Below are 25,852 nucleotides of genomic sequence, written 5' to 3'. Positions count from 1 at the left end.
TCATGAAGAAAACACCACACTTAGAGATTATTTTACCTGTGCTGCTATTGCTGGTATTATCCTCCTGCCGCAAAAAAAATGAAACTATAAATGGCAAATTAAAGCGTGAAACCATTTCGTTCACATCAAAAGTTACCGGAAGAATTCTGAAATTATATGTTGAAGAAGGGCAATCTGTAAAACCCGGAGACACGCTTGCCATGCTTGATGTACCAGAAGTAAGTGCAAAGATAACCCAGGCACGTGGAGCTGTAAAAGCCACTGAAGCTCAGCATCTCTTAGCTAATAACGGTTTTACAGAAAATGAACTGAAACAGCTAAAAGCAAAATATAGCACCGCACGGCAACAGTTTGATTTTGCCAATAAATCGTACGCGAGGGCAAACGCAATGTTTGCAGATAGCCTGTTATCGCCGCAGGCCCATGATGAATCTTTTTCTAAATTTCAAAGCGCCAGGGCGCAACTTGAGGCGGTAACTGCCGAACTCAACGAGGCAAAAAAAGGCACACGCTTTGAAAGGAAAATAGCTGCGCTCGGCCAGCAGGAACAGGCAGGTGGAGTTTTAAAAGAAGCTGAAATTGCTTTTTCCGAACGGTATATTATTGCCACAAATTTTATGGCTGTAGAAACCATTACAGCCCGTGAAGGTGAGCTTGCAGTGGCGGGCTATCCGCTTTTTAATGGTTATCTGCCTGGCACCACCTGGTTCAGGTTTACCATTCCGGAAAGCCGAATAGCGCCTTACACAAAAGGAAAGTTAATAACGGTAAGTGTTCCCTATGCCAGACAAAATTTTGAAGGAAAAATACTTACCATCAAACAAATGCCCAGATATGCAGATATAACCACTGCTTATCCTGATTATGAAATTGATGATGCTGTATATGAAATTAAGGTGGCGCCAAAAGATGGTAAGCGGGCCGAAACACTTTTATATAATGCAACCGTATTATTAAATAATCTTTAATTACCTGAACATGCATAACTTTTGGCTATTAATCCGGCGGGAATTCAGCTTGTTTTGGAGCAACAAAATATTTGTATTCGCTTTTATTGCAATGCCATCTATTGTTGCTTTTATGCTAGGTTCTGTATATCAACAGGGAAGGATAAGACATCAGCCCGTGCTCATCATCGATAAAGACAACTCGCCTATGAGTGCAAAATTATGCGAAATACTTTCTGAACATAATAGCCTTCACGTTTTGGATAAACAGTATGAAACCGTTAATATCCATCGGGCAATGTTGAATAGCCGGGCAGTTGCCGTGATAGTAGTGCCCGATAATTTTGAAGCCGATCTGCTCATCCAAAAGCATCCGGAGATTAACTGTTACCTGAACATGTCCAACACCTTAACAGCTGGTGCTGTTGGTAACGCAGTTGCTACCGCCGTTAAAACACTGAATGCCGGAATATTGATAAATACATTGCAAAAAAAAGGCATTCAGGCTTCATTAGCCATGCAGCAACAGGAAGCCTTTGGAACCAACGTTTTTCTGCAATACAACCGTACTGGAAATTACCTGCTTTATCTTTGGCCAGGCCTCATATTCTCGGTTTTACAACAATTGCTTTTACTGGCATTAGCAGTGAGTTTTTCGCAAGAGTATAGCAGTAATAATTTTAATAAAGCCGGATTGCTGGGAATCAGCAAATCTGCAGGCAAGCTGATTTTTATCAAGATGGTTCCGTACTGTATTCTTGCATTTTTTACTGTATTAAATTACTACCTGATCAGCATTTATTATAAAATTGTACCTCCTCAGCACCCTTTAGTTTTGTTGATTGGAGTTTTCCTGATGATTATAAGTACCAGCCTCTTAGGTATTTTCTACAGCATTATAAACCCGATGCCACTAAAAGCCTCGCAAATGCTCATGTCGGTCGCATCGCCCGCATTTACCATTTCTGGCTTTACCTGGCCAACAGAGCAAATGCCCGTTATCATCAGATGGGTAAGCGAAGCCATCCCACTTATTCCGTTTCTTAAAATAATGCGCCTGGTATTTGTTCAGGGTGCCGCTTTTGCCGATGCATTACCACATCTGCTTCATCTGCTTGCACTTATTCTGGTTTTTTATCTACTCTCCCTTTTCCTTCTTAAGATAAAGATCAATAAAGCCATTATCCAGGAAACCATGCCCAACAGTGCCACATTGACTTAACCTCCTGCTATGAAAGATTTGCTTTTTTTATTTAAACGTGAATTCCTTCTTTTTTTTGGAAATAAGATCATGGTTGTGCTCTATATAGGTGGCCCTATCCTGTACGGGATTCTTTTTGGTATTGTATTCAGCAAAGGAAAGCTGACTGAACTTCCTATAGTAGTTATCGACAAAGACAGCTCTCCCACAAGCAATAGGCTTATTGATATGCTTAACGATAACGAATTGCTAAAAGTTAGCGCCGTGAAAAGTGAAAATGTAGCTATGAAAAAAACATTTATGAGTGGAAAAACCTATGCTGTTATTTCTATTCCTGAAGATTTTGAAGCCAGGATCATGCTAAAAACACGCCCTGAAATAAGCGTTTATATTAACAATTCTAATTTATTGGCTTCAGGATATGCACAACGTGGTATCCTTGCAGTTACGGGAACGCTTAATGCTGTACTAACGGCTACATCTGGCAGGCAACCAGAAGCTTTTCACCTTAACACTTTTCGCCTGTATAATCCGGCATCAAATTACCTCATGTTTGTGTGGCCATCTTATCTTGCTATTATATTGCAATCGGTTATCATGGTGGTTATAGCATTAAGCTTTGCAGCAGAATTTGAAAATGGAACCTTTAAAGAATTAACCTTTAAAAGCAAATCGGTGCTTATGCTTATTACCGGAAAGGTCATTCCATACTGGACGATGGCAATTGGGTTACTTTGCATTTTAGGAATTTATTTTTATTTCTTTAAGCTACAATTGCCAGAACATTTAGGACAGGCTCTTCTAGTAACAGCTCTGTTTATAGCAACAATAAGTTTTCAGGGAATAATAGCCGGTACCTTGTTTAAATCACAGTTAAAATCCATCCAGTTTTTGATGGTTTTGTCGCTGCCTTCTTACATATCCTCGGGTTTTAGCTGGCCGTACGAAAGTTATGGATGGGCAGCCCAAACATTTGGAGCACTTTTTCCTATTATGCCATTTGTAAATGGTTTTCGCATCCTTTTCATAGAACACGGCAATATCAACCATATTACAAACTATGTAACAATGCAGCTGATACAGCTAATAGTATATTTTTTAATCGCCACTGTTTTAATCCGCTATAAAAAAGCGCACTGATTTAATAATATGCGGTTGAAATTTCACACAATAATGAATTAAGTTTAAAATACGAATAGAGGTTTTTAAAAAAATTATAATAAACACGGTATATCGCAATAAAATTAATAATTTTATTTGTCCTGGATAGGCTGTTTTTTTATCGCAATGTTAAATCACGAGCCTGAAATGAAAAGATTTATCAATCAAATTTTTATGCTTTTAATCTTATTTCCTGCTCTGGTCATGGCGCAGGATAAGGAGGAATTCTTGCATCTTTTAAAGAATCAGCCTGAAGGCATAAACAGGGTAGCCACTCTCCAGCGGCTTGCGGCATATTATATATTCAAGCCAAAAGAAGAATCAGCAGATTTGAACCTTGCAGCCTCGTATTTAAAGGAATCGCTGGAAATAAGCAGGAGTCTTAATCACAGTAAAGGTATTGGTGGTGCCTATATCCTATTTTATCAATTATATCGTGAAAAAGGGCAAGCGGCAAAATCGATGCAATTTGCAGAAGCTGCCTTCAAAACTTTTTCGGATGCTAAACTTTATGAACTGCAGGGAGATGCCTATTTAGCAGTATGCAAGAATTTATGGAATTCAGACAAGGAGATAAACCTTAAACTTGAGCTGCTCAGTAAAGCGATTCAGGTTTTTGAAAAAACCAGTGCGAGACAAAAAATAGCCGATACCTACCGTTCGCTTGGGGATCAGCTTTATTATTCGAGCGAGTTCGGGAGAGCCTTATCGTCACTGGAGAAATCTTTGCAACTTTATAAGGACATTGATGTCAAAGAAGTTGAAGGCGTTTATTCTATGATAAGTAATGTGAATAATGCACTGGGTAATATTGACGAAGGAGTTAAATATGCCTTGCTGGCCATTAAAACTGCTGAACTTACCGGAGATAAAAACAGGCAGATGGGTGTTTTATATACCAGGGCAGGCGTACAGTATATTCACATGAATGATTATACCCGAGCGCACGAAAAATTGAAAAAAGGGCTTAGATTCGCAGAGCAATATATGGACACACTGGTTATTTATCAGGCAACCAATAGTATCGTAAAGCTTCTTGTATTACAAAAAAAATATAATCAGGCATTAAAAACACTCAACATTCTTTTTAGGAATTATGATACATACGATTTCCATATCAAATTGTCTACAAAATGCAACTACATAGATATATACCTTAAAAAAGGCAGCTATGTGCTCGCTTCCAGATATTGTGATGAAATACTTAACGAAGCGAAGAAACGCAATGCCAATATCAGTACAATGCAGGATATTTATCAGTATTGCATGCTTGTTGCCTACGCAGAAAAAAATTATGAAAAAGCACAATATTATCTTGACAAGGCTAAAGATGAAAGCATGAATTTTACCTTAGTAGACAAAAAGAACCAATATTTATGGCAATATTCGCTTGACTCTGTGCATGGTAATTTTTTAAGTGCCATTAAAAACCTGCTGGCCTATCAAAAAATAAATGATTCCCTTTATAATTTAAAAAAAAGCAAGCAGATTTCAGAGCTTGAAATAAAATATGAAACAGATCAGAAAGAGCAGAATATAATGTTCCTGTCGAAAGAGCGCAATCTTGAAAAACAAAAATCTCAACAGGCAAAAAAAATCAGAAACATCGCCTTTGGTGGAGCAGGTTTGATACTGATTATTGCCGCACTTCTTTATATGGCCTACCAGAGCAAAATTAACATGAATAAAACATTGAGGCATAAACAGGCAGAGATAACAGATAAAAATAACAGCTTGAGCCATTTGCTTAATGAGAAAGAATGGCTGCTTAAGGAAATTCATCACCGTGTTAAGAACAACCTGCAGATGGTAATGAGCCTGCTTAACAGCCAGTCGGCCTATTTAAAAGACAAACAGGCAAAATCGGCTATCAAAGACAGTCAACGCAGGATACATTCCATGTCATTGATACATAAAAAACTTTATCAATCCGACAATCTTGCGGCCATACCTATGTCTTCTTATATCCATGAGTTTGTTGGTTACCTTAAAGATAGTTTTAATGCCGGACATATCAATTTTAAAATAACGGTTAACGAAATTAATTTTGAAGTTACACAGGCTGTACCTGTCGGTTTAATACTTAATGAAGCCGTAACCAACTCCATTAAGTATGCTTTTACCAATAAAAAGGAGTGTATAGTTAATATTTCACTTCTGGAAGAAAACAACATCTGTAAACTGGTTATCAGGGATAATGGAAAGGGTATTCCTGAGGATTTTGAAACTGGAAACTCCAATACTTTAGGAATGAGACTTATGCAGGGCTTAAGTGGAGATTTAAAAGGTAAACTGGAAATATTTAATGATAACGGAGCGGTTATAAAGATCAATTTTGCCCGCAATATCAATTGCAGGCCAATATTATAAATCAACTTAGGCATGAATGAGAAAATACTTATCGTTGAAGATCAATTTGTAGAAGCACATGACCTGCAATTAATGTTAGAAAAAGAGGGTTATGAAGTTTGTGGCCTGGCACGGGATGTCCCTTCTGCAATTGCATTATTAGAAAAGGAGAAGCCTACACTTGTTCTTGTTGATATTTTTTTAAGCGGCCCTGCTACTGGTATTGATCTTGCCCACAGGTTGCGCGAGGAAGGCATAGCATTTATTTATACTTCAGCAAACTCTAATATGGAGGTGCTCGAGGCTGCAAAAAAAACAGTGCCGTATGGATTTCTTGTTAAGCCGTATAGGGAAAAAGATCTTCTGGTAACCCTTGAAATTGCACGTTACCATCATGAACATAGATTTGAAGCTGGCGTAAAAAAAGAACATCAATTTAAAAAACAGCTCGAAACACTGTTTCTTTCTCAAGATTCGGTGGAGGGGAAAATGTTAGAAATTACAAAAGCGTTGCAGGGTCACATTGCATTTGATTTCATCTACACCGGATTTGCTGATGAAGTGGAAGATATGAAACAGGACCTTGGATTCCTCAGGATCAGTTTTGATGAATACCAAACCATAAGGCTTGGGGAGCTAAAGGTAATTACCAATCTAGGGAATATTGAATTGCTTACCTTAAGAAGGGCTAATATTCAAAGTGAGGAAATAACTTATTTTGGCGAAGATGATTTCAAAACATTATTGCAGAAGCCATCTTTGCATGGACTTTTTGCTAAGATATTCAACATAAAATCTCATTTGCTCATGCCTGTTGTACTTCAGGACGGTCGTTTATATAATTTCTATTTTTACAGCCGGTCTTCCGATATCTATGATACTTCTCATGTATTCCTGGCGAGCCGCCTGGCACAGTCTCTGGCTCCTGTAATTACAAAGATCAGCAGAGGTAAGGCAAACAGACCACAATTTCCTGCCGGACCAAAACCAGAACACAAGAACGATGCTAAGATAGCTGACACCGTTTATGGCTTTGAAGGTATAATCGGTAAAAGCCATCTTTTACTTAGTGTGTTTGATCATATCTCTCAGGTGGCTCCGGCTGACGCTTCAGTGCTGGTACTTGGAGAAAGCGGTACAGGAAAGGAGCGGATTGCTGACTGCATACATCGCCTGTCTCCAAGGAAAGACCAACCGCTGATAAAGATAAACTGTGCTACCTTACCGGCTAACCTGATAGAATCCGAATTGTTCGGACATGAGAGAGGTTCCTTTACCGGGGCCACAGAAAGAAGAATAGGTAAATTTGAGATGGCAAATAAGGGAACACTTTTCTTAGATGAGATTGGAGAAATGCACCCCGAGCTGCAAGGAAAGCTTCTTAGAGTACTGCAGGAAAAGGAAGTAGAGCGCATTGGCGGCAAAACACCTATAAAAGTGGATGTAAGAATCATAGCTGCAACCAATCGCAATCTCGAAAAAGAGGTGGGAGAAGGGCGTTTTCGTCTTGACCTTTATTACAGGCTAAATATTTTCCCTATACAACTCCCTGCCCTTCGCGACAGGTTGGAAGATTTGCCGGTTCTCATTGATCATTTTATCGCCATTTACAACAGAAAATCGAACAAACGCATTGTGGGTGTAAGCGCAAAAGTCCTTAAACAATTTATGGCCTACAAGTGGCCCGGCAACATTCGGGAATTGGAAAATGTTATTGAAAGAGGTGTGATCCTGGCAAGGGAAAATACAATAAATGAAGTTATCATGCCTAATTTTGGCACAATGCAAAACGATATGCAAAATATGTATGCGGTAACCAAGTCTATTGAAGAAAATGAAAGGAGCCATATTGTTGCTGTACTCAAAAAATGCAATGGCAAAATCTGGGGTTTTGGCGGTGCAGCAGAGCAGCTGAATGTTCCACCTACCACCCTTAACTCTAAGATGAAAAAGCTAGGCATCCGTAAGCATGACTATAAGGAATAAAAAACCATAGCATTAGGTAATAATTGCTTCCCTATACATCTTCATACCTTTGTTGATTGCATATACAACTATATGTCCTTAATTGATAAATCAGCGTATTGTATCGTATGTTTCACAGTCTGGTTCTAAAGGATATTCCTCATTCATCCTGTTTCTAAAAAAAGCCAAACGTTTATAAATATGCATTCGTGCTTTATTAAGCCCTCCAAAAGGCTGATGGGCCAATAAGGAATTGGCTGGTGAAAATGCCAGAACTTCAGCAAGATCTTTTCTCTGTTCCGTAAGAATATCCTGTTTGGGTATTGTAATTGTGGCAATTTTTATAAAAGGAGAATGCAACTCCTTCCATTCAATTCCGGCATTTTCTAAAGGTGTATCCTTTTCATTTTTGAAAAATTGAATTAAAAAATCAAATGACGCTTCGTGTTCCCTTAAATGAGCTGCATTATTTGCAAGCAGATAATCGTCATCTGGCTCAACTGGAAAAGTACTCATATGTTCAGATGTTGGAATAATGGTATATTTAATCAGAGAGTCTTCCAACTGATATGGAGTGGTACTCCAATATCGAATATCAAATGAACTGGTATGATTTGCTTTACCTTTTTTGATTTCTGTAAGTACCTTTTTATTCCCAGTGAGTATTAGCCTGGCAACAAATAGAAGAGGGTGCCATTTTATCGAGTAGTAAACCGCATCATGGAAAAGTTTTACTGTACCGAAGGGCATTGTAGGGTTGCTCATTAAAATGAAATCCTGTGTATGTTTTTCCGCTGTATCTACACGTTCACCCTGTACATCCAGCAACTTTATTGCAAATCCTCTAAAATCCTTCTCTTTATCAGATTTGATTCTTCCGCTTGAATTGGAAAGCCTGATCAGGCAATTATATTTTTTAGGAGCGCTGAATATTCCTTTGGCCACATCATCCGGTAAATTTTCAGCTATTGAAAAAACCGCCTTAACCAAACCAAGATCTTTTGGATGCGCATCCCTTTTAATTATCCCCCCAGCATAATCCCTGACCATCTTTTGTTCCAGAATGGCTGTCATTCTTTCGATGAGTTTTTGCTCTTTTTCCATTTTATCCTGATCCATCGGAATATCTTTTATAATCTATTTATGATCCAGGTCTTCTGCCTCTTTTCGGTAAATCTCCATTGCAGACATATATTTTTCATAATCATTACCTTTTAGTTGAAAAAGCTGATCAACAAACTTATGAGTAGAGATCATGAACCTTTCCTCTGCAATTGCAGAAATTACCTGATCAACCACTTCTTCAACCTCAATACCATATTTTAGTAAGCTTGGGCTACCAGCAGTCATGGGTGTTCTTACTCCTGCCGGGCAAAGTACACTAACCTTTATTCCTCTGCTTTTATATGTGAGTGCCAACCATTCTGCCAAGCCAACAGCAGCATGTTTGGTGGCAGTATAGGTAACGGCGTTAAACTCGCAGAGCAGTCCTGCAGCAGACGCGGTATTAAGTAAATAACCTTCACCGCGTTGCAACATGCCCGGTAGAACATACTTTGCTGCAAAAACATGAGCCAGCACGTTAATGGCATAAATTTGCTCCCATTTTTCTGTAATGGTGTCAATATCCGAAGGATAAGCAATGCCAGCATTTGAGATAAACATATCCACCCTTCCGAACCGTTCGATTGTCTGATCAATAAGGTGTTTAATATCGGCCTCAATGCTTACATCTGTTGTCATCGAAACAGCGCCAATGGCTTCAGCTTGCGTACGAACGGCTTTATCATTCAAATCGGAAAGAACCACCACCGCACCTTCCGCTATAAATCTCTTTCCAAGAGCAAGGCCTATTCCACTCGCTCCACCAGTAATAATGATAATTTTATCTTTGAAGTTCCTCATAATTTAAGTGCTTTAAATCTATTAAGTGCTGTACTGAACAGGGTGTTAAATGCTTGATCGGCATTATGATCATTTCCTGAAATTTTGACAAATCCTGTTTTCAAATTTTCATAAAGCTTAAGCTTAATTAAGCCCTATCAGTGAGTACGATTAGAGCTTTAATATTTAACTTATTCTGATGGTATTGGAGTATTCAGTAATTGCTGCTCCCAAAGGAAACTGGTACCCACATTACCGTAATGGTTTATGATGATATCAGCAAGAGGTATAGCGGTTTCAGCGCGGGCCCAGTCTCTCTGCAGCTCCGCAGAGAATATGCCCCATGTAATAGGTGATACCCCTGCCTGGATCATACGATGAATGGCCATTGTATGTGCCTCAACACTTACCCCACCAGAAGCATCTGTAACAGCATAAACTTCGTAACCTTCACCTGCGGCCTGTATCGCTGGCATGGCAACGCATATTTCTGTCCACAATCCGGCAATAACGACCTTTTTCCTGCCCGTTGCTTTTACCCATTCAACAGCACGTTCGTCTTCCCATGTGTTGATAAACGTTCTGTTAAGCGGTTTTTGCTCCGGAAACACATCCTGAAGTTGCTTAAGAATAAGCCCACCATTTTCTTCAATTACAGTAGTTAAAAGTGTAGGAACATTAAACAGCTTTGCAGTTTTAGCAAGCCCTACCACATTGTTTATTATCGTCACAGAATCATGACTGTGTAAGCCTGCAAATTGATATGGTTGGTGGTCAATCAATATTAATACGCAGTTTTGGGGTGTTAGCAGTGCGTCCAGACCTGCTTTTGAAGTGTCAAATGTTGCCATAATAGTTGTTTTTTAGATTGAATTTTAAGACTTGATTTAATGATATGGTTACTTCACAGACAAAAAAACTTGTTTAAGCATTTGTAATTTGCCTGGTCTACCCACTTTATTGATTTGTACTATGGGTATGACTTTTTTCCAACCATTTTTTTGTTGTATTCCAAATGCATTATACCAAACCGAATGCCATCGATATAAATCATTAAAAATCAATAAGTTGCAATTTAAACACAATAAAAAAAAACAGCTGAATATCGTTGATTGCCGGATTTCAACGAAATTAAGTTGAAAGAAAATATTTGATATTATTCAATATATATTCACATGTTTTTGAAGGACAATCGAGAAGATTCTCCGTTGATTTTTATAAAATATTCCCAGGCAATTTCGGAGAGTTGATCAAAATTGATCAAAAGGTTTTTAAATGAAATCTATTTACTAAAAAAATATGATGGGAATCAAAAAAGCCCGTCATTTCTGACAGGCTTTTGGAAGTGGTGCCACCTGGATTCGAACCAGGGACACAAGGATTTTCAGTCCTTTGCTCTACCGACTGAGCTATGGCACCATCCGTTTGGGATTGCAAATGTAGCGTTCTTTTTTCAAATGCAAAATTTTTTTTCCATTATTTCAGCGGAGCTCTGATTATCAATTAATTAATTTTTTTAATTGTTGTCAATGTAAGCTTAATCTTGCTTAGAATGAATACAAACAAGAAATTTTCTTATTTTTTTTATGCATGCATAGTAATTTATTTAGATTAATATCATATTTTAGCATAAACAATCTAATATTGCATGGTGGCTCAGATCCTATTTCTAGTAATAACACTTGCAGCAATTGCGCTGTTTACGGCTAATTTGCGTAAAATCATCCGCAATATCCGCTTAGGAAAATCAGCTGATCGCACAGATCAGCCTCAAAAAAGATTAATGACAATGCTTCGGGTAGCTTTTGGGCAATCAAAAATGGTTGTTCGCCCAATACCTGCATTTCTTCACTTTTTTGTTTATATCGGTTTTGTGATCATCAATATTGAAGTATTGGAAATCATGATTGACGGACTTTTTGGTACGCATAGAATATTCCACGGTTTAGGAGGGCTTTACAATTTTCTGATCGGTTCTTTCGAAATCCTTGCGTTAACTGTTTGGGTTTCTTGTGCAATTTTCCTGATCAGAAGAAATGTATTGAAGTTAAAACGCTTCAGAGGTGTTGAAATGACCAGTTGGCCCAAATCTGATGCAAACTACATTCTGATAACAGAAATATTGTTAATGACTGCATTCTTACTTATGAATGCTGCAGATGCAAAACTGCAATTGTTAGGTTCGAGTCACTATACCAATGCCGGGGCTTTTCCTGTTAGTCAATATTTAATGAATATATTACCTTCAGCAGAAAGCACATTAATAGCGATTGAACGTGGCTGCTGGTGGTTTCACATCATCGGTATTTTGGCTTTCCTCAATTACCTGCCCTATTCAAAACATTTCCATATTTTATTTGCCTTCCCAAATACTTATTTTTCTAATTTGGAGCCAAAAGGCGAGTTTACCAATATGGCTTCGGTTACAAATGAGGTAAAAGCAATGCTCGATCCTTCTTTTGTGCCGGCAGAAACTGAGCCCGGAAAATTCGGAGCAAAAGATGCCACCGATTTGAGTTGGGTAAATCTGATGAATGCCTATACCTGCACCGAATGTGGCCGTTGTACATCTGTTTGCCCGGCAAATATTACCGGAAAATTATTATCGCCGCGAAAGATTATGATGGATACCCGGGATCGCATTACTGAAATCGGAAAAAACATCGATAAAAACGGTGCGGAATATCAGGATGGAAAATCTTTATTGGATGATTACATTACCAGAGAAGAAATTTGGGCATGTACCACCTGTAATGCTTGCGTTGAAGCTTGCCCGGTAAACATCGATCCTTTACAAATTATTACCGAATTACGCCGTTTCGCAGTGATGGAAGAATCTCAGGCACCAGCGAGTATTAATGCCATGATGGGCAATATTGAAAATAATCAGGCACCGTGGAAATATTCTCCTGCTGACCGCTTTAATTGGGCTGAAGGAAGTTAGCAGCAATCAATATTCAGTTTTCAAACTGGAAATTAATTTAATTAAACAGTTAACCGATTACAGTTAACCTTTTACTATACAAAAATGGAATTTAAAGTACCTACAATGGCCGAGCTAATGGCCGCAGGTGAAGAGCCGGAAATATTATTTTGGGTTGGATGTGCCGGAAGTTACGATGAAAGAGCACAAAAAATTACCCGTGACATTTGCAAGATCTTACATCATGTAGGTATAAAATATGCTGTTTTAGGAACAGAGGAAAGTTGCACCGGAGATCCGGCTAAAAGGGCAGGAAATGAGTTTCTTTTCCAGATGCAGGCCATGACCAATATAGAAGTGCTGAATGCTTACAACATTAAGAAAATTGTTACGGGTTGCCCGCACTGCTTTAACACCATAAAAAACGAATATCCTGGTTTGGGCGGAACTTACGAAGTTATCCATCATACCCAACTCATTCAGGATTTAATCAATGAGGGTAAACTTAAGGCAGAAGGTGGAGAAAGCTTCAAAGGGAAGAAGATCACTTATCATGATCCTTGTTATTTAGGCCGCGGAAACGGAATTTATGAAGCACCAAGAAAAGCACTGGAAGTTTTAGATGCGCAACTGGTGGAAATGAAGCGTTGCAAAAGCAATGGTTTGTGTTGCGGTGCGGGTGGCGCGCAAATGTTTAAAGAACCTGAAAAAGGAAAGAAAGATATCAATGTTGAACGTATTGATGAAGCTTTGGAAACCAATCCGCAATTTATTGCAGCAGGTTGCCCTTTCTGCATGACTATGCTTAGTGATGGCATAAAATTAAAAGATAAAGAACAGGAAATAAAGGTTTTAGATATTGCAGAGATTACTGCAAGAGCAAATGGCCTTTAAGTTCCGGAGAAATAAGACTGATAATAATGGTTTTAATTAAGACCTTTTTATCATCATTTTCACAAATCATTCGCAGTTATGGTGTTTGTGGCAATTTGAGAATCCTTTCTAAATGATCACGAATCTGGTTTAAATCTTCTGCTTCGATGTTTTTTAGTGGGATGATTACTTGTGTGGCCATAGAGTCCACATCTCCTCCTTTATCTTTATAAGTTTGAACAATTACATCATCTCCTTTGGTTCTTAAATACAATTTGCCCGATGAAGTGTTGCCGTAATAATCCATATCCTTAAATTTAGCCAAGTTAAATGCAAAATATTCTGTTTTCCCATTGTTAAAATATCTTTTATAACGGCAGAAACCATTGTTAGTAATATTCAGTTCGTAACGCTTGATCTGGTTACTTTCCTGACTAAAATCATAATGTTCCGTAAGTGATTTCTGCAGATACTCCACATATTGCTCCAAAGATTCGGGATCCGAAAAAGCGCATAACAATATGCTCAAAGCCGATATCAGTGATATTTTCAAGCCGATTGTAAACTTTTTCATGAGGGCAACGTTTTAAACACACCAAATTAATTAAAATACTAAATTTGTATATGAGTTTTTCTCCACAATCAAGAGTTTGGATCTACCAAAGCAACCGAAAGTTCACTTCACAGGAAGAAAGCGAAATTTTAAACAAGTTAGCTTCCTTTACCAATCAATGGAAGGCACATGGAAATGAATTACTTGCAAAAGCCGAAATCAGATATGGTTTTTTTATTATTCTAACTGTTGATGAAACACAGGCAAATGTGACCGGATGCTCGATAGATAGTTCTGTAAGACTAATCAAAGAAATTGAGCAAGAATACAATGTTGATTTATTTAACCGTTTCAATATGGCCTATAAGGTTGATAATGATGTAGTAGTAAACAATAAAGAAGATTTCGAGACTTTGATCAACATTAAAAAGATAAACCCGGAAACCATTGTGTTTAATAATATGGTTCAAAATTTGGCAGAATTAGAAACCAAATGGGAAGTACCATTTAAAAATAGCTGGCATTCTACCGTATTCGCACATTTATTGTAAAAGGAAGTAAGACACAAATGAAATGCCAACATAAATATTCAACTAGGTCTCGGCAAAAGGGCAGCCAAAGCTTATAGGTAACAGATTCTTCGTGCCACATAATGACAAAACCCGTTTACTAATTTGTTGTCGTCATTCCCACGCAGGTGGGAATCTTAATGCTTTCGCTATTGAAAATAACAATTTACAGGTGATGAAACAGAAACTTTAATACCACACTGATCGCTTTAAAAACAAAGTCAGTGGTAAACCAGGTGCAATGCCCGTAGGCTGGAGATTTACTTCGTAGCTGCTTCGCGGTCTTCACTGCCCTCAGAATGACAGGCATATTCAGGCCCTGCCATTCTGAGGGCAGTGAATAATGCTTAAACGATGAAACGCAGACTTTAATATAAAAATTAAGACCAGCTTAATTTTTCCTAATTCCTGAATGTCTGATTTGCGTTAAATGAACGCTTGTTAATTTAACTTAACTTCAAACAATTATAGTCTAAAAAACATTATATTGGTTAAATCAAATAATGTTTATGAAACGCTGGCTCAAAATAACTTTAAGGATCCTATCAGTTTTAATCATCTTAGTCATACTGACCTGGCTTGCCGGTGCATTCTACATTAGTCGCAATAAGAAAGAAGTGCTAAGCTCCATATTGGCACAATTAAACAAAAACTTAAATGGCCAAATCACAGCCACGAGCATGGAACCGACACTTTTAAAAAGTTTCCCGGGAGTTTCTGTATCGCTAAATGGTGTTTTATTAAGAGATAGCCTATGGTCAAAGCATAAACACGATTTACTTAAGGCTCAGGATATTGATGTTTCTTTAAACGTACTTTCTTTAATAGTGGGAAATGTCAACATCAATCAAATTGCTATTAATGATGCTTCCATCTATATCTACACTGATTCAACCGGATACAGTAATACGAGCATATTCAAAAGTAAACCAGCTGAAGAGAAACAATCTTCTAACAAAACATCAGCTCTTGAAATAAAGAAAATTGATTTCAACAAGGTAAATCTGGTACTGGATAATCAAAAAAGATTTAAGCTCTTCAATTTCAACATTGATCAGATTCAGGGTAGAATGCAATACCCTGATAGCGGTTGGACTGGAAAAATCAAATTAAAAACGCAGGTTAACAGCTTCGCCTTCAACACAAAAAAAGGAAGCTTTTTAAAAGATAAATCACTGGAAGGAACATTATCTGCCCATTATAGCAGAAAACTTGACGCGGTAATTCTTGATCCGGAAATTTTAAAAATCGGTGGACATCCATTTAAAATAGGTGCAAAAATAGATTTGGATAAATCGGCATTTGCCATTAGCATAGCTGTTGATAAAATCTTATTTAGAAATGTTGCTTTACTGCTTTCGCCAAACATTTCATCAAAGTTATTAAAATTTGGTATAGAGAAACCGATCGATATCAGAGGAAATATCATTGATGATGGCTCGGGAAAATATGGCGATCCATTGATCAAAGTCGGAATTACAGTTCGCGACAATGTGGTTTCAATTCCATCAGGCAAGCTGACGGCAGCAAATTTCGACGGTTCATTTACCAATCAGGATACCGTTGGTGGAATCATCGGCGATGAAAACTCATCAATCAAGTTTCATAGGCTTACAGCAAAATACTTTAATGCGCCAATCAAGGTTGACACCTTTACTGTTAATAATTTGTCGAGGCCAATAGCTACCGGATTGGTTACTTCACAGTTTCCATTATCCAATCTTAACAACTCCCTTGGTACGCAAGATTTCGTGTTTAAACAAGGTACTGCAGATTTAAGACTCTACTGCAAGGCAGATATTGACAATTTTCGCTTTACAAAGCCTGTTGTTTCCGGAAAAATTAAGATCGCCAATGCAGATATTCTTTATGTGCCACGAAAGTTGCATCTGGTTAAAAGCGCCCTTGATATCAATTTCGATCAAAATGACCTTTCTATCCAAAACGGACATTTTCAACTGGGCAAAAGTGAGTTAAATGTGAGTTGCAGCATTGCCAATTTCGCCAATCTTTATTATACTGATCCTGATAAGATTTTGGTAAATCTTAAAATGCATAGTCCCCAACTCTATTTGAATGAGTTTTTGCCTTTTTTAGGTCCAAGAAATACAAAAAAGAAAGCATCATCCGGCAATTCCATGAAAACGGCATCAAAGGAATTAAGCAATGTGCTGGAGGTTTCTAAAATGAACATTAAACTTACAGTGGGTAAAGCCATTTATGATAAGTTTTTAGCTAAAAATCTAAACGCTGATATTTCCCTTCGTGGAGAAGGGATTTACCTGAACAAAATCAGCGTGGAACATGCCGGGGGAACGCTTGCTTTAGATGGAAATATCATCCAGCAACCTGCTTCAAATCTTTTTAAAATCAACTCGAAAATTAGCCATGTGAGCGTGAAAGATTTCTTTTATTCTTTTGATAATTTCGGACAGGAAACCATTACCAATAAAAATTTAAAAGGTTATCTTTCTTCTTTAGTTAATATCTCGGGAAGAATATCTCATGCCGGGAAAATTTTACCACGGTCAATAAACGGGAAGGTTATTTTTAACCTCAACAACGCCGCTCTGGTCAATTTCGAGCCTATGGTTAAGGTGGGCAAATTTGCTTTTGCCAATAGAAATTTATCCAATGTTGAAATTAAAAACCTCGATGGAACATTAAATATCCGTGGCGATAAGGTAGAAATTAGTCCGATGCAGGTAAATTCCAGTGCATTGAATTTTAACGTAAAAGGAATCTACGCTTTAGGACCGGGAACAGATGTTGCCATGGATATTCCATTAAGAAACCCAAAAGGCGATGAAAATCTGACAAGTAAAGAAAAACGTGAAGCCAGAATGCGGGGTATCGTATTGCACTTAAAAGCAATTGATGATGAGAAAGGTGGAATAAAGATCAGATGGAATAAGGATCATGATTAAGTCCTAAGTCAGATTCTGAGCATACATGCGCTTAAGAACGGACTTATTACTTACGATTAATGGCACAAGACTTTCAGCTTTGTTCAAAGCACGAGGTGTTGAGGAAACTTTCCTTCTAACAAAAGCTGGCGACACTCCCTTCTTGCTTTAAAGCACTGACTATTAACCTAAGATCATACTATTAAAATTATTTTAAAGAAAAGTAACTTTTCCCGAATCCATTGCATATACGGCGCCCTGTATCAGAATTTCTTTATTTTTTTCCATTTCGGCCAGGGTTGGGCTTTTCTTACGAATATTTTCGACAATCATTTTCACATTCTCGATGCATACAGCGTGTAAGAATGCATCATTTTTTGATGTTCTTTCTCCGTCAAATTTGGTTGTTGTTACTGCTGGCTTAATCTTACTCAGAAGTGTGGTAATATTACCAAGTTTAACATCATCAATAGCCGATTTAATCGCACCACAATGTTCATGTCCAAGAATCAAGATCACTTTTGCTCCCGACACCTTGCATCCATACTCCATACTTCCCAACTGATCATCATTTATCACATTTCCAGCAACCCTTCCCACAAATATATCTCCGATTCCGCGATGAAAAACGTCCTCAACAGGAATACGTGAGTCAATACATGATAAAACTACCGCCTTGGGGTATTGTCCTAAAGCGGCTTGGCGAACCCTTTCAGAATTATTCCTAACCGTAAGGCGGTCTTCCACAAAGTCGATATTTCCTTCTTTCAATAACTCCAGCACATCGGCAGGTTTAAGTGCATCCTGCTGTACTTTGGTTAAAACCTTATTTTCCAACACATCATTACTGTCAATTTCAACCGTTTCATGTACAGAAGTGCTATCGGTTGACGCTGCAACTTGCTCCTTTGAAGTATTATTGCCGCAAGAAAACAAAAATGCCGACAACATCAGTATGCATAGGAAATTAGTCGTGATTCTTTTCATACAAAGCATTTTTTAGGTAAACAAATAAACCATAAGTATTAACGGATGAGCAACTTACGCTATTTGCCATGGAAACAATCACATAGAAAACCTTATTTCCATAACAAATAAACGGTTATAACAGGATCGGATCTCATCTACATGTTTCCTGGAATCAAATTTTAATAAAACGACAAGAATTTGTGATTTAAATTAATGAAAAAAGCAGAGTATTCCTAGAAGGAGTTTAAAAAAACAAGCGTGAGCCAATGGCTATTTTAATTAAAAATCCAACGGTCCCAATCTGTTCATATTTTTTAATATCAAATATTGTCGGTGTCTGATATATGGCGTTGCATTTTTCGGGGTCCATCTTCTTGGATTCGGAAAACAAGAAGCGATTAATGCGGCTTGCCTTTTGGTAAGTTTAGTGCAAGATTTGCCATAATATTCCTGAGCTGCGGCTTCTGCTCCGTAAATGCCATCACCCATTTCGATCACGTTGAGATAAACTTCTAAAATCCGTTCCTTGCTCCAGAATAGTTCGATTAATAAAGTAAAATAAGCTTCAAAACCTTTTCTAATCCAGGATCTTCCTGGCCATAAAAAAACATTTTTGGCTGTTTGTTGAGATATTGTACTTCCTCCCTTAATTTTTTTACCTTTTGCATTACTGGCGAAAGCTTTTTCAATGGCCTTCATATCAAAACCAATGTGTTTTAAAAAGAGCTGATCTTCAGCAGATACGGCTGCTCTTTTCATATTGTCTGACATATCTGCAAATTTAACCCACTTTTTCTCCGTTTTAAATGGTTTGCCATCTGCCTTGCGCTCAATGTTTCGCAGCACCATTAATAAAGTAATTGGCGGATTTATGAAACGCAGCGCAATTACCCATATAACAGATACCAGTAAAAAGTAGATAAATACTTTTGTGGCGATATTGGTTATTCTTTTTAAAAAGGATTGCTTTGTTTTTGACTTGGTGGAACGGGATTTGGCCATGGGGCAAAGGTAAGAAAAAAGGATATCCATGTTAAATACGTAGTGATTTTCATATATTCGGCTTATGATGAAATGGATTTCACTATTTGTTATTTTGAACCTTTTATCGTGTATTAACCCTAAAAGGTCAGAAGAATCAATAAAAACGAATTTTAATAACAAGCATTCATCTGAACTTCCGTTAAAGAAAATAGATACAACTTATAGTCCCATAATTGTTAAGATTAATTCAACTGACAGTATAATTTTAAGGAGAATATATTTTGATCACAATAATCTGAATCTTTATCACTACGTCTTTACTAAAAATGGAATTCAAATCCATGTTGATAGAGAGCATGACTTTGTTGAAAACAGCAAGTACAACAAAGTCATCAAAAGCGGATCGAGTATGTTTTTGTTTCTGGAAAATAACGGGGCTCCAAATTTCAACCAGATTTCGGCTTATGTCATCTCAAAAGATAAAGCTAATTTCATAAAAGATGTTGTTTACAATGATGAAAGCCAAGGCGGTGGCCCTAAGCCATTTTCGGATATTGATCACGACGGTTATCTGGAATTTGGAGGATTTGATATAAATGAAGTACATCCAAGTCCAGATTCAATGTATTATCATCCATCCGAGTTCTATGAGATTCGGAATGGGGAAATTCTATTTGATAGCCTTTTAACTAAAAAATCGGATATTAAAATGAATGGAATTTATAAAAAGAACCCATTAAACAATGATGGCAGCTGTTGTTTAGTAATAAAGAAACCTAAAAGGTAAATATCCCATTAAAACTTAAACATATTTGCTTCTTAATCGTTAAACTTCAAAAGTAAAATATCATGAACACAAAAGTTGCCCTGGTTACAGGAGGAAGTAAAGGAATTGGTTTCGGCATTGCCGAATCACTTTTAAAAAATGGCTATAAAGTAGCCATCACCAGTAGAACAATAGCTAGCGCAAATCAAGCTGCATCCAAATTGGTAGCATTTGGCGATGTATTGGCAATTGAAGCCGATGTAAAAAATTTTGAATCGCAACGAGGTGCCGTCAATTTGCTCATCGAAAAATGGGGACAATTGGATGTGCTTATCGCCAATGCAGGTATCGGTCATTTTGCACCTATCGATGAAATGGATATCGAATTATGGCAAGAAACCATTGATACCAATCTTACCGGTGTATTTTATAGCATCAAGGCAAGTGTGGAAGAAATCAAAAAAACCAAAGGAAATATTTTTACCATTTCAAGTTTAGCTGGGGCAAACTTTTTTGCTGGCGGCTCTGCCTATAACGCAAGTAAGTTTGGCTTAACAGGCTTCACGCAATCTGTAATGCTTGATTTAAGAAAATATGGAGTAAAAGTAAGTACAATCATGCCTGGCTCTGTAGCCAGTCATTTTAACGATCATAATCCTGATACCGAAAATGATGCCTGGAAAATCCAGCCAGAAGACATGGGAAAACTAATTGTAGATTTGTTAGCCATGCCGGCAAGAACATTACCCAGTAAAGTTGAGATCAGGCCAACAACACCGAAAGGGTAAAAAAAAGAAGTCAGGTTTTAAAAACCTGACTTCTTTTTTTTAAATGAAATTTTAAAAAGTGCTTATTCAGCAACTACTTCAAAAGGAAGCTGAACTTTTACTTCTTTGTGTAAGTTTAAGTTAGCGATATATTCGCCAACAAATTTAGGTTCAGTTTCGAAAGTAATACGACGACGATCTACATCAAAACCTTGCGCTTTTAATGCTTCAGCGATTTGGATGGTATTAACCGCTCCAAAGATTTTTCCGCTTTCGCCAGCTTTAGCACCGATAGAAAGTTTAACATCAGTTAAACGTTCAGCAATACCTTCAGCATCTTTTTTAATTTTATCTTGTTTAAACGCAGCTTGCTTTAAATTTTCTGCTAAAACTTTTTTAGCAGAAGCAGTAGCCAAAGCGCCAAATCCTTGAGGGATTAAATAGTTACGACCATAACCTGGTTTTACTGTAACTACATCATCTTTCTCACCAAGGCCTTTAATATCTTGTTTTAAAATAATTTCCATATCTCTGAGCCTCCTATTTTAATTGATCTGCAACGAATGGTAACAAACCGATGTGACGGGCACGTTTAACTGCCTGAGCCACTTTACGTTGGAATTTTAACGAAGTACCAGTTAAACGGCGTGGTAATAATTTACCTTGATCGTTAATAAATTTCAACAAGAAGTTTGCATCCTTGTAATCGATGTATTTAATTCCGTTTTTCTTGAAACGGCAATATTTTTTACGGTTATCCTCTACTTTAGGGGCAGTTACGTATTGAATTTGTTCTCTTGCCATTACGCTGCAACCTCCTTAGTTTTTTTGTTAAAAGCACCACTACGCTTTTTCTCATTGTAAGCAACAGCGTGTTTATCTAAACGGATAGTTAAGAAACGTAACACACGCTCATCGCGTTTTAATTCAAGCTCTAATTTTGCGATCAAATCACCTGAAGATTTATATTCAGTTAAGTTGAAGAACCCGTTTGATTTTTTCTCAATCGGATACGCTAATTTTCTCAAACCCCAATTATCTTCCTGGATAATTTCGGCACCGTTATCAGTAAGAATGGCTTTGAATTTAGCTAATGCCTCTTTCGCTGCGTCTTCAGATAACAATGGGGTTAGAACGATAACAGTTTCGTACTGATTCATTGTTATAAATTATGTTTTTAATTTTTTAATCCCGAGGTATATTACGGGGATGCAAAAGTAACAATATATTTCTTAAAATCAAATGATTAATTAGAAAAAGGAGAAAGCGGAAAGACTATAATATAAAAGACCAAAGCGGAAAGACCTAAGACCATAACATAAACAAAAAAGGAGATCACTTTTTTAGAGCATCTCCTTTTATTTGATTTATTTTTAAAATTAGCGGGTTTCGATTGTTTTGGTAAACGATTCATTATTATACTTTACCACAAAAGTTAATGAATCGCCATCTGCTTTACTGATGTTAAACTTTTTGATCAATTTAGATCTGTCTTTAAAAACCTCAGAGTAAAGCTCATCATTACGCTCATTGAAAACAGTTACCTCAATAGGTGTTTTTTCTTTTACCTCGAAATCTAAAGTAACCAAATCTTTGTCTTTTGTAATAACAGGTTTATATACTGCAAAGATTTTTGCATCAGAAATTAAAGCTTTTTCATTCGAAATCTTAACCGCATATTGCGCTAATGTAGATCCTGACTCAACTTTTATAGTGTAAGTACCATCAGGTAATGCGTTTAAATCATATGTTTTGGTTAATCCGGCAGAACCAACAAATTTTTGTTCAAATAACAAATCTTTATTATCAGAGAAAATGGAAAAATTAAACTCTTTGTTATCATTCATCAAAAAACTAATTGTTTTCTGCTTTTCGTTTTTCGCTTTTAACGAAAACTCATTATCATTTGCCTGAGCGGCCGAAATTGTCAATGATATTGCAGCGATTAAACCGATTTTAAAGAACTTTTTCATAACTAAATCAATTAATGGGTTAACAATTATTTTATACTGCTAAATTACCACATCAAAACACACTGAAATTACGCTATATTCACTGATATATATGGAAAATTAACCCAATTATCAGTAATTTTATAAGCAATTAGCAATCGAGCATATTTATACTTTAAATTTTCAGCATAATGCCCATGAAAAATTTAAAACCAAGCTTTGAAGTTGTGGAGCCATCCTTCGGGAGTTCGTTTTACTATTCTAAATATATAGCGAACGAAAATAACATGGCACATTTGTGGCATTACCATCCGGAAATAGAAATGGTATTTGTAAACGGCGGAACTGGAAAAAGGCAGATTGGCAGCCATATTTCCTATTACACGGATGGAGATTTGATCTTAATTGGCAGCAATTTGCCTCACTGCGGCTTTACCGATACCAACACAGGCAATAAAAATGAAACAGTAATTCAAATGAAGGCTGATTTTTTAGGCCAGGAATTTTTAAATCTTCAAGAAAATAAATGGATAAAAGAATTGTTTAGCAAAGCCAAGGGTGGTATCGCTTTTGGAGAGAAAACCAAAAAAGCGGTTGGTCCAAGCATTGAGGAAATGGCCGATCAACCCCCATTTAAAAAACTTTTAATGTTACTGGCCGTTTTGAAAGAGCTGGAATCATCTAAAGATTTCACGATATTAAATGCTTCTGGTTTCTCTATGCAAATGCAGGTTCAGGATAATGATCGAATCAATATGATTTTCAATTATGTAAAGGATCATTTTCAGGAGCAGATCAGTTTAGAGGATATCGCTGAAATGTCAAGCATGACTGTTCCCTCCTTCTGCAGGTATTTTAAAAAAATAACCAAAAAAACATTTACCCGGTTCGTTAACGAATACAGAGTTGTTCATGCCTCGAAACTTTTAGCAGAAAAACATATAAGCATCACAGCAATCTCACTGGAAAGTGGCTTTAACAATTTCAGCCACTTTAATAAGATTTTCCATGAGTTTACCGGAAAAAGTGCTTCTGAATATAGAAATGAGTTAAAGTTGATTATAAAGTGACCTATTACAATGCAGCCAGACTTACTAGATTTAGGCAATCTTCCAACTTTTCAACATTCCAACTTTTCCATCTTTCAACATGTAAATTTTTCCTATTTTCGTGCCGATGGAAAATTTTATTGTTTCTGCCCGTAAATATCGCCCTGCCACGTTTGAAACCGTAGTTGGACAACAGCATATTACAGGCACTTTAAAAAATGCCATCAAAAACAATCAGCTTGCCCAGGCATTTTTATTTTGCGGTCCACGTGGCGTTGGTAAAACCACCTGTGCGCGTATTCTTGCAAAAACCATTAACTGTACAAATCCTACAGCCGAAATGGAAGCGTGCGGACAATGCGATAATTGCCAGTCGTTTCAAAACGGGCATTCTTTTAATGTTCATGAATTGGATGCGGCATCAAACAACTCGGTTGATGATATCCGGAGCTTAATTGAGCAGGTTCGCATCCCACCTCAAGCTGGTAAATACAAAATTTATATTATTGATGAGGTTCACATGTTATCTCAAAGTGCATTCAATGCATTTTTGAAAACACTGGAGGAACCACCATCTTATGCTATTTTTATTTTAGCCACAACAGAGAAACATAAAATCCTGCCAACCATTTTATCCCGTTGTCAGATTTTTGATTTCAACCGCATTCAGGTAGAAGATATCTCGAGTCACTTGGCTACTATTGCGCAACGGGAAAACATCGCTTTTGAATCGGATGGACTGCATATCATTGCTCAAAAGGCAGATGGTGGTTTACGTGATGCACTTTCGATGTTCGATCAAATTGCGAGTTATGCAAATAAGAACATCACTTATAAAGCCGTAATTGATAATTTAAATATTTTAGATTACGATTATTTCTTTAAGCTTACTTCTTTTCTTACCGCAGCAGAAGTAAGCCAAACCTTATTATTATTTGATGAGATTTTAAATAATGGTTTCGATGGAAATAACTTCATTAATGGTTTAGCTACCCACTTCCGTAATTTATTGGTAGGGAAAGATGCAGCAACCATTAAACTTTTAGAAGTTAGTGAGAACATTAAACAGAAATATTTAGATCAATGCAGACAAACAGAACTTTCATTCCTGCTTACTGCCCTGAATTTAGCCAACACTTGCGATTTAAATTACAAAAACTCTAAAAATCAGCGCTTACAAGTAGAACTGGCATTGATTAAAATGTGTCATATTCGATCGGTCGTTCATTTAGCGCAGCAACCTTTAAGCACAAGTAATACAGCAACTGATCAAGATCAGGATAAAAAAAAAACTAGTTTAAGTAAGGTTGAAGACGAAAAACCAAAGATTGAGCAATCTTCAGTCATTGAGCCGGTACCTCAAAAAAACACTTCTGTAACCGAACAGCAACCGGTTATTCCGACAAGCATTTCTTTGGAAGAAAAACCTAAGGAAACACCAAAAGTTGCGGCTATTCCTTCGGCCACTTCCATCAGCATTAATATTCCAAAGGCAAATCCAGCCAGCACGTTAATTCCATCTTTAAATGATTTGGAACGGGTTGCCAATGGCGAAGATGATGGCAAACCTAAAACCGTTACAGGTGAAGCCCGCGAACCCTTTAGTTATGACAGGTTATTAGAAGTTTGGAATAAATATGTACAAATTCTAAAAGCGGCTGATAAGATTAATCTTTTTACCATCCTAAATAATTTTGCACCCATACTTTTAAGTCCGGTTTTAATAGAAATTTCTGTAGAAAGTAAAACCCAGGAACAATTTGTACAACAGGAATCTGTAGAGTTGATGAACTTTTTGAGAAATGAACTGCAAAATTTTGCCATTGATATCACATTCAAACAAGTTGAACGTAAATTGGAAAACAGGCTTTACGGTAATCGCGAAAAATATGAATATCTTGTTAATAAAAATCCGAAACTGGAAGATCTTCGCAGAAGATTTAATTTAGACATTAATCCCTGATCAGTTTTCAGTTAGCAATTTTCAGTTCCCAAACTGCAACTAATAATCAGTTTTTAGTTTTTCCAACTGAA

General features: G+C 37.1%; 23 protein-coding genes and 1 tRNA gene. 13 read left to right on the top strand and 11 right to left on the bottom strand.

What is annotated here, in order from left to right:
- Positions 1–2 precede the first annotated feature (2 nt).
- The 5 genes from DU508_RS12215 (at position 3) to DU508_RS12195 (ending at position 7,644) form a co-directional block, all read left to right on the top strand.
- Positions 3–968 carry an HlyD family secretion protein gene (locus tag DU508_RS12215; protein ID WP_115403089.1) on the top strand — a complete coding sequence of 322 codons (966 nt, stop codon included), beginning with the start codon at positions 3–5 and terminating at the stop codon, positions 966–968.
- A gap of 10 nt (positions 969–978) precedes the next feature.
- The gene (locus tag DU508_RS12210; RefSeq protein WP_115403088.1) at positions 979–2,169 is read left to right on the top strand and encodes an ABC transporter permease; all 1,191 of its coding nucleotides are present in this window, start codon (positions 979–981) and stop codon (positions 2,167–2,169) included.
- A gap of 9 nt (positions 2,170–2,178) precedes the next feature.
- On the top strand, positions 2,179–3,288 hold the full coding sequence (locus DU508_RS12205) for an ABC transporter permease (RefSeq protein ID WP_115403087.1): 1,110 nt from the start codon (positions 2,179–2,181) through the stop codon (positions 3,286–3,288).
- Positions 3,289–3,456: 168 nt separating this feature from the next.
- Positions 3,457–5,679 carry a histidine kinase dimerization/phosphoacceptor domain -containing protein gene (locus DU508_RS12200; protein WP_158542164.1) on the top strand — a complete coding sequence of 741 codons (2,223 nt, stop codon included), beginning with the start codon at positions 3,457–3,459 and terminating at the stop codon, positions 5,677–5,679.
- Positions 5,680–5,691: 12 nt separating this feature from the next.
- Positions 5,692–7,644: a sigma 54-interacting response regulator gene (locus tag DU508_RS12195; RefSeq protein ID WP_115403085.1), complete on the top strand. Its 1,953-nt coding sequence runs from the start codon at positions 5,692–5,694 to the stop codon at positions 7,642–7,644.
- A gap of 90 nt (positions 7,645–7,734) precedes the next feature.
- On the opposite strand, the gene DU508_RS12190 is transcribed toward DU508_RS12195, so the two are convergent.
- From DU508_RS12190 to DU508_RS12175, 4 genes are all read right to left on the bottom strand, one after another.
- Entirely contained in the window at positions 7,735–8,742 is a 1,008-nt protein-coding gene (locus tag DU508_RS12190; RefSeq protein ID WP_115403084.1) for a catalase family protein, read from the bottom strand.
- 18 nt (positions 8,743–8,760) lie between these two features.
- Positions 8,761–9,528 carry an SDR family NAD(P)-dependent oxidoreductase gene (locus DU508_RS12185; RefSeq protein WP_115403083.1) on the bottom strand — a complete coding sequence of 256 codons (768 nt, stop codon included), beginning with the start codon at positions 9,526–9,528 and terminating at the stop codon, positions 8,761–8,763.
- A 170-nt stretch (positions 9,529–9,698) separates the two neighbouring features.
- The gene (locus tag DU508_RS12180; protein WP_115403082.1) at positions 9,699–10,358 is read right to left on the bottom strand and encodes a hydrolase; all 660 of its coding nucleotides are present in this window, start codon (positions 10,356–10,358) and stop codon (positions 9,699–9,701) included.
- 495 nt (positions 10,359–10,853) lie between these two features.
- Positions 10,854–10,926: transfer RNA gene (locus tag DU508_RS12175), tRNA-Phe, on the bottom strand.
- 229 nt (positions 10,927–11,155) lie between these two features.
- Here DU508_RS12175 and DU508_RS12170 point away from each other — a divergent pair.
- Both DU508_RS12170 and DU508_RS12165 read left to right on the top strand, forming a co-directional pair.
- Complete coding sequence (locus tag DU508_RS12170) at positions 11,156–12,451, top strand: (Fe-S)-binding protein (RefSeq protein WP_115403081.1); 1,296 nt, start codon at positions 11,156–11,158, stop codon at positions 12,449–12,451.
- A gap of 84 nt (positions 12,452–12,535) precedes the next feature.
- Entirely contained in the window at positions 12,536–13,324 is a 789-nt protein-coding gene (locus tag DU508_RS12165; RefSeq protein WP_115403080.1) for a (Fe-S)-binding protein, read from the top strand.
- A gap of 76 nt (positions 13,325–13,400) precedes the next feature.
- Here the strand turns inward: DU508_RS12165 and DU508_RS12160 are convergent, their stop codons facing one another.
- Complete coding sequence (locus DU508_RS12160) at positions 13,401–13,877, bottom strand: hypothetical protein (protein WP_115403079.1); 477 nt, start codon at positions 13,875–13,877, stop codon at positions 13,401–13,403.
- Between the two features lie 50 nt (positions 13,878–13,927).
- On the opposite strand from DU508_RS12160, the gene DU508_RS12155 reads away from it, so the two are divergent.
- Together DU508_RS12155 and DU508_RS12150 are read left to right on the top strand one after the other, a co-directional pair.
- Positions 13,928–14,407 (top strand): ABC transporter ATPase, encoded by a 480-nt coding sequence (locus tag DU508_RS12155; RefSeq protein WP_115403078.1) that lies wholly within the window; start codon positions 13,928–13,930, stop codon positions 14,405–14,407.
- Positions 14,408–14,934: 527 nt separating this feature from the next.
- Positions 14,935–17,352, top strand: a complete 2,418-nt coding sequence (locus tag DU508_RS12150) for an AsmA family protein (RefSeq protein ID WP_158542163.1) — start codon at positions 14,935–14,937, stop codon at positions 17,350–17,352.
- Between the two features lie 192 nt (positions 17,353–17,544).
- On the opposite strand, the gene DU508_RS12145 is transcribed toward DU508_RS12150, so the two are convergent.
- Both DU508_RS12145 and mtgA read right to left on the bottom strand, forming a co-directional pair.
- On the bottom strand, positions 17,545–18,318 hold the full coding sequence (locus DU508_RS12145) for a carbonic anhydrase family protein (RefSeq protein WP_115403076.1): 774 nt from the start codon (positions 18,316–18,318) through the stop codon (positions 17,545–17,547).
- 261 nt (positions 18,319–18,579) lie between these two features.
- On the bottom strand, positions 18,580–19,302 hold the full coding sequence (mtgA, locus tag DU508_RS12140; RefSeq protein WP_115403075.1) for a monofunctional biosynthetic peptidoglycan transglycosylase: 723 nt from the start codon (positions 19,300–19,302) through the stop codon (positions 18,580–18,582).
- Positions 19,303–19,366: 64 nt separating this feature from the next.
- Here mtgA and DU508_RS12135 point away from each other — a divergent pair, with 64 nt between their 5' ends.
- Positions 19,367–20,071, top strand: coding sequence for a hypothetical protein (locus DU508_RS12135; RefSeq protein WP_147273627.1), 705 nt, complete (start codon positions 19,367–19,369; stop codon positions 20,069–20,071).
- Between the two features lie 62 nt (positions 20,072–20,133).
- Positions 20,134–20,838, top strand: coding sequence for an SDR family oxidoreductase (locus DU508_RS12130; RefSeq protein WP_115403073.1), 705 nt, complete (start codon positions 20,134–20,136; stop codon positions 20,836–20,838).
- Between the two features lie 62 nt (positions 20,839–20,900).
- On the opposite strand, the gene rplI is transcribed toward DU508_RS12130, so the two are convergent.
- The 4 genes from rplI to DU508_RS12110 all read right to left on the bottom strand — a co-directional run bounded on the left by rplI (position 20,901) and on the right by DU508_RS12110 (position 22,790).
- The gene (rplI, locus tag DU508_RS12125) at positions 20,901–21,344 is read right to left on the bottom strand and encodes a 50S ribosomal protein L9 (protein WP_115403072.1); all 444 of its coding nucleotides are present in this window, start codon (positions 21,342–21,344) and stop codon (positions 20,901–20,903) included.
- A 13-nt stretch (positions 21,345–21,357) separates the two neighbouring features.
- On the bottom strand, positions 21,358–21,621 hold the full coding sequence (rpsR, locus tag DU508_RS12120) for a 30S ribosomal protein S18 (RefSeq protein WP_010599582.1): 264 nt from the start codon (positions 21,619–21,621) through the stop codon (positions 21,358–21,360).
- Positions 21,621–21,977, bottom strand: a complete 357-nt coding sequence (gene rpsF, locus DU508_RS12115) for a 30S ribosomal protein S6 (RefSeq protein WP_115403071.1) — start codon at positions 21,975–21,977, stop codon at positions 21,621–21,623. Before rpsF ends, rpsR begins: the two co-directional genes overlap by 1 nt.
- Before the next feature lie 219 nt (positions 21,978–22,196).
- Positions 22,197–22,790 carry a hypothetical protein gene (locus DU508_RS12110; RefSeq protein ID WP_115403070.1) on the bottom strand — a complete coding sequence of 198 codons (594 nt, stop codon included), beginning with the start codon at positions 22,788–22,790 and terminating at the stop codon, positions 22,197–22,199.
- Positions 22,791–22,966: 176 nt separating this feature from the next.
- Between DU508_RS12110 and DU508_RS12105 the strand changes: the two genes are divergently transcribed.
- Positions 22,967–23,839: an AraC family transcriptional regulator gene (locus tag DU508_RS12105; protein WP_115403069.1), complete on the top strand. Its 873-nt coding sequence runs from the start codon at positions 22,967–22,969 to the stop codon at positions 23,837–23,839.
- A gap of 106 nt (positions 23,840–23,945) precedes the next feature.
- Positions 23,946–25,781: a DNA polymerase III subunit gamma/tau gene (locus DU508_RS12100; protein WP_115403068.1), complete on the top strand. Its 1,836-nt coding sequence runs from the start codon at positions 23,946–23,948 to the stop codon at positions 25,779–25,781.
- Positions 25,782–25,852: the final 71 nt, after the last annotated feature.

This window comes from Pedobacter chinensis (assembly GCF_003339865.1).
In the GTDB taxonomy this organism is placed as follows: Bacteria; Bacteroidota; Bacteroidia; order Sphingobacteriales; family Sphingobacteriaceae; genus Pedobacter; species Pedobacter chinensis.
Note: the sequence above shows the minus strand (reverse complement) of the source record. Positions and strands in the feature narration are given on the sequence as shown.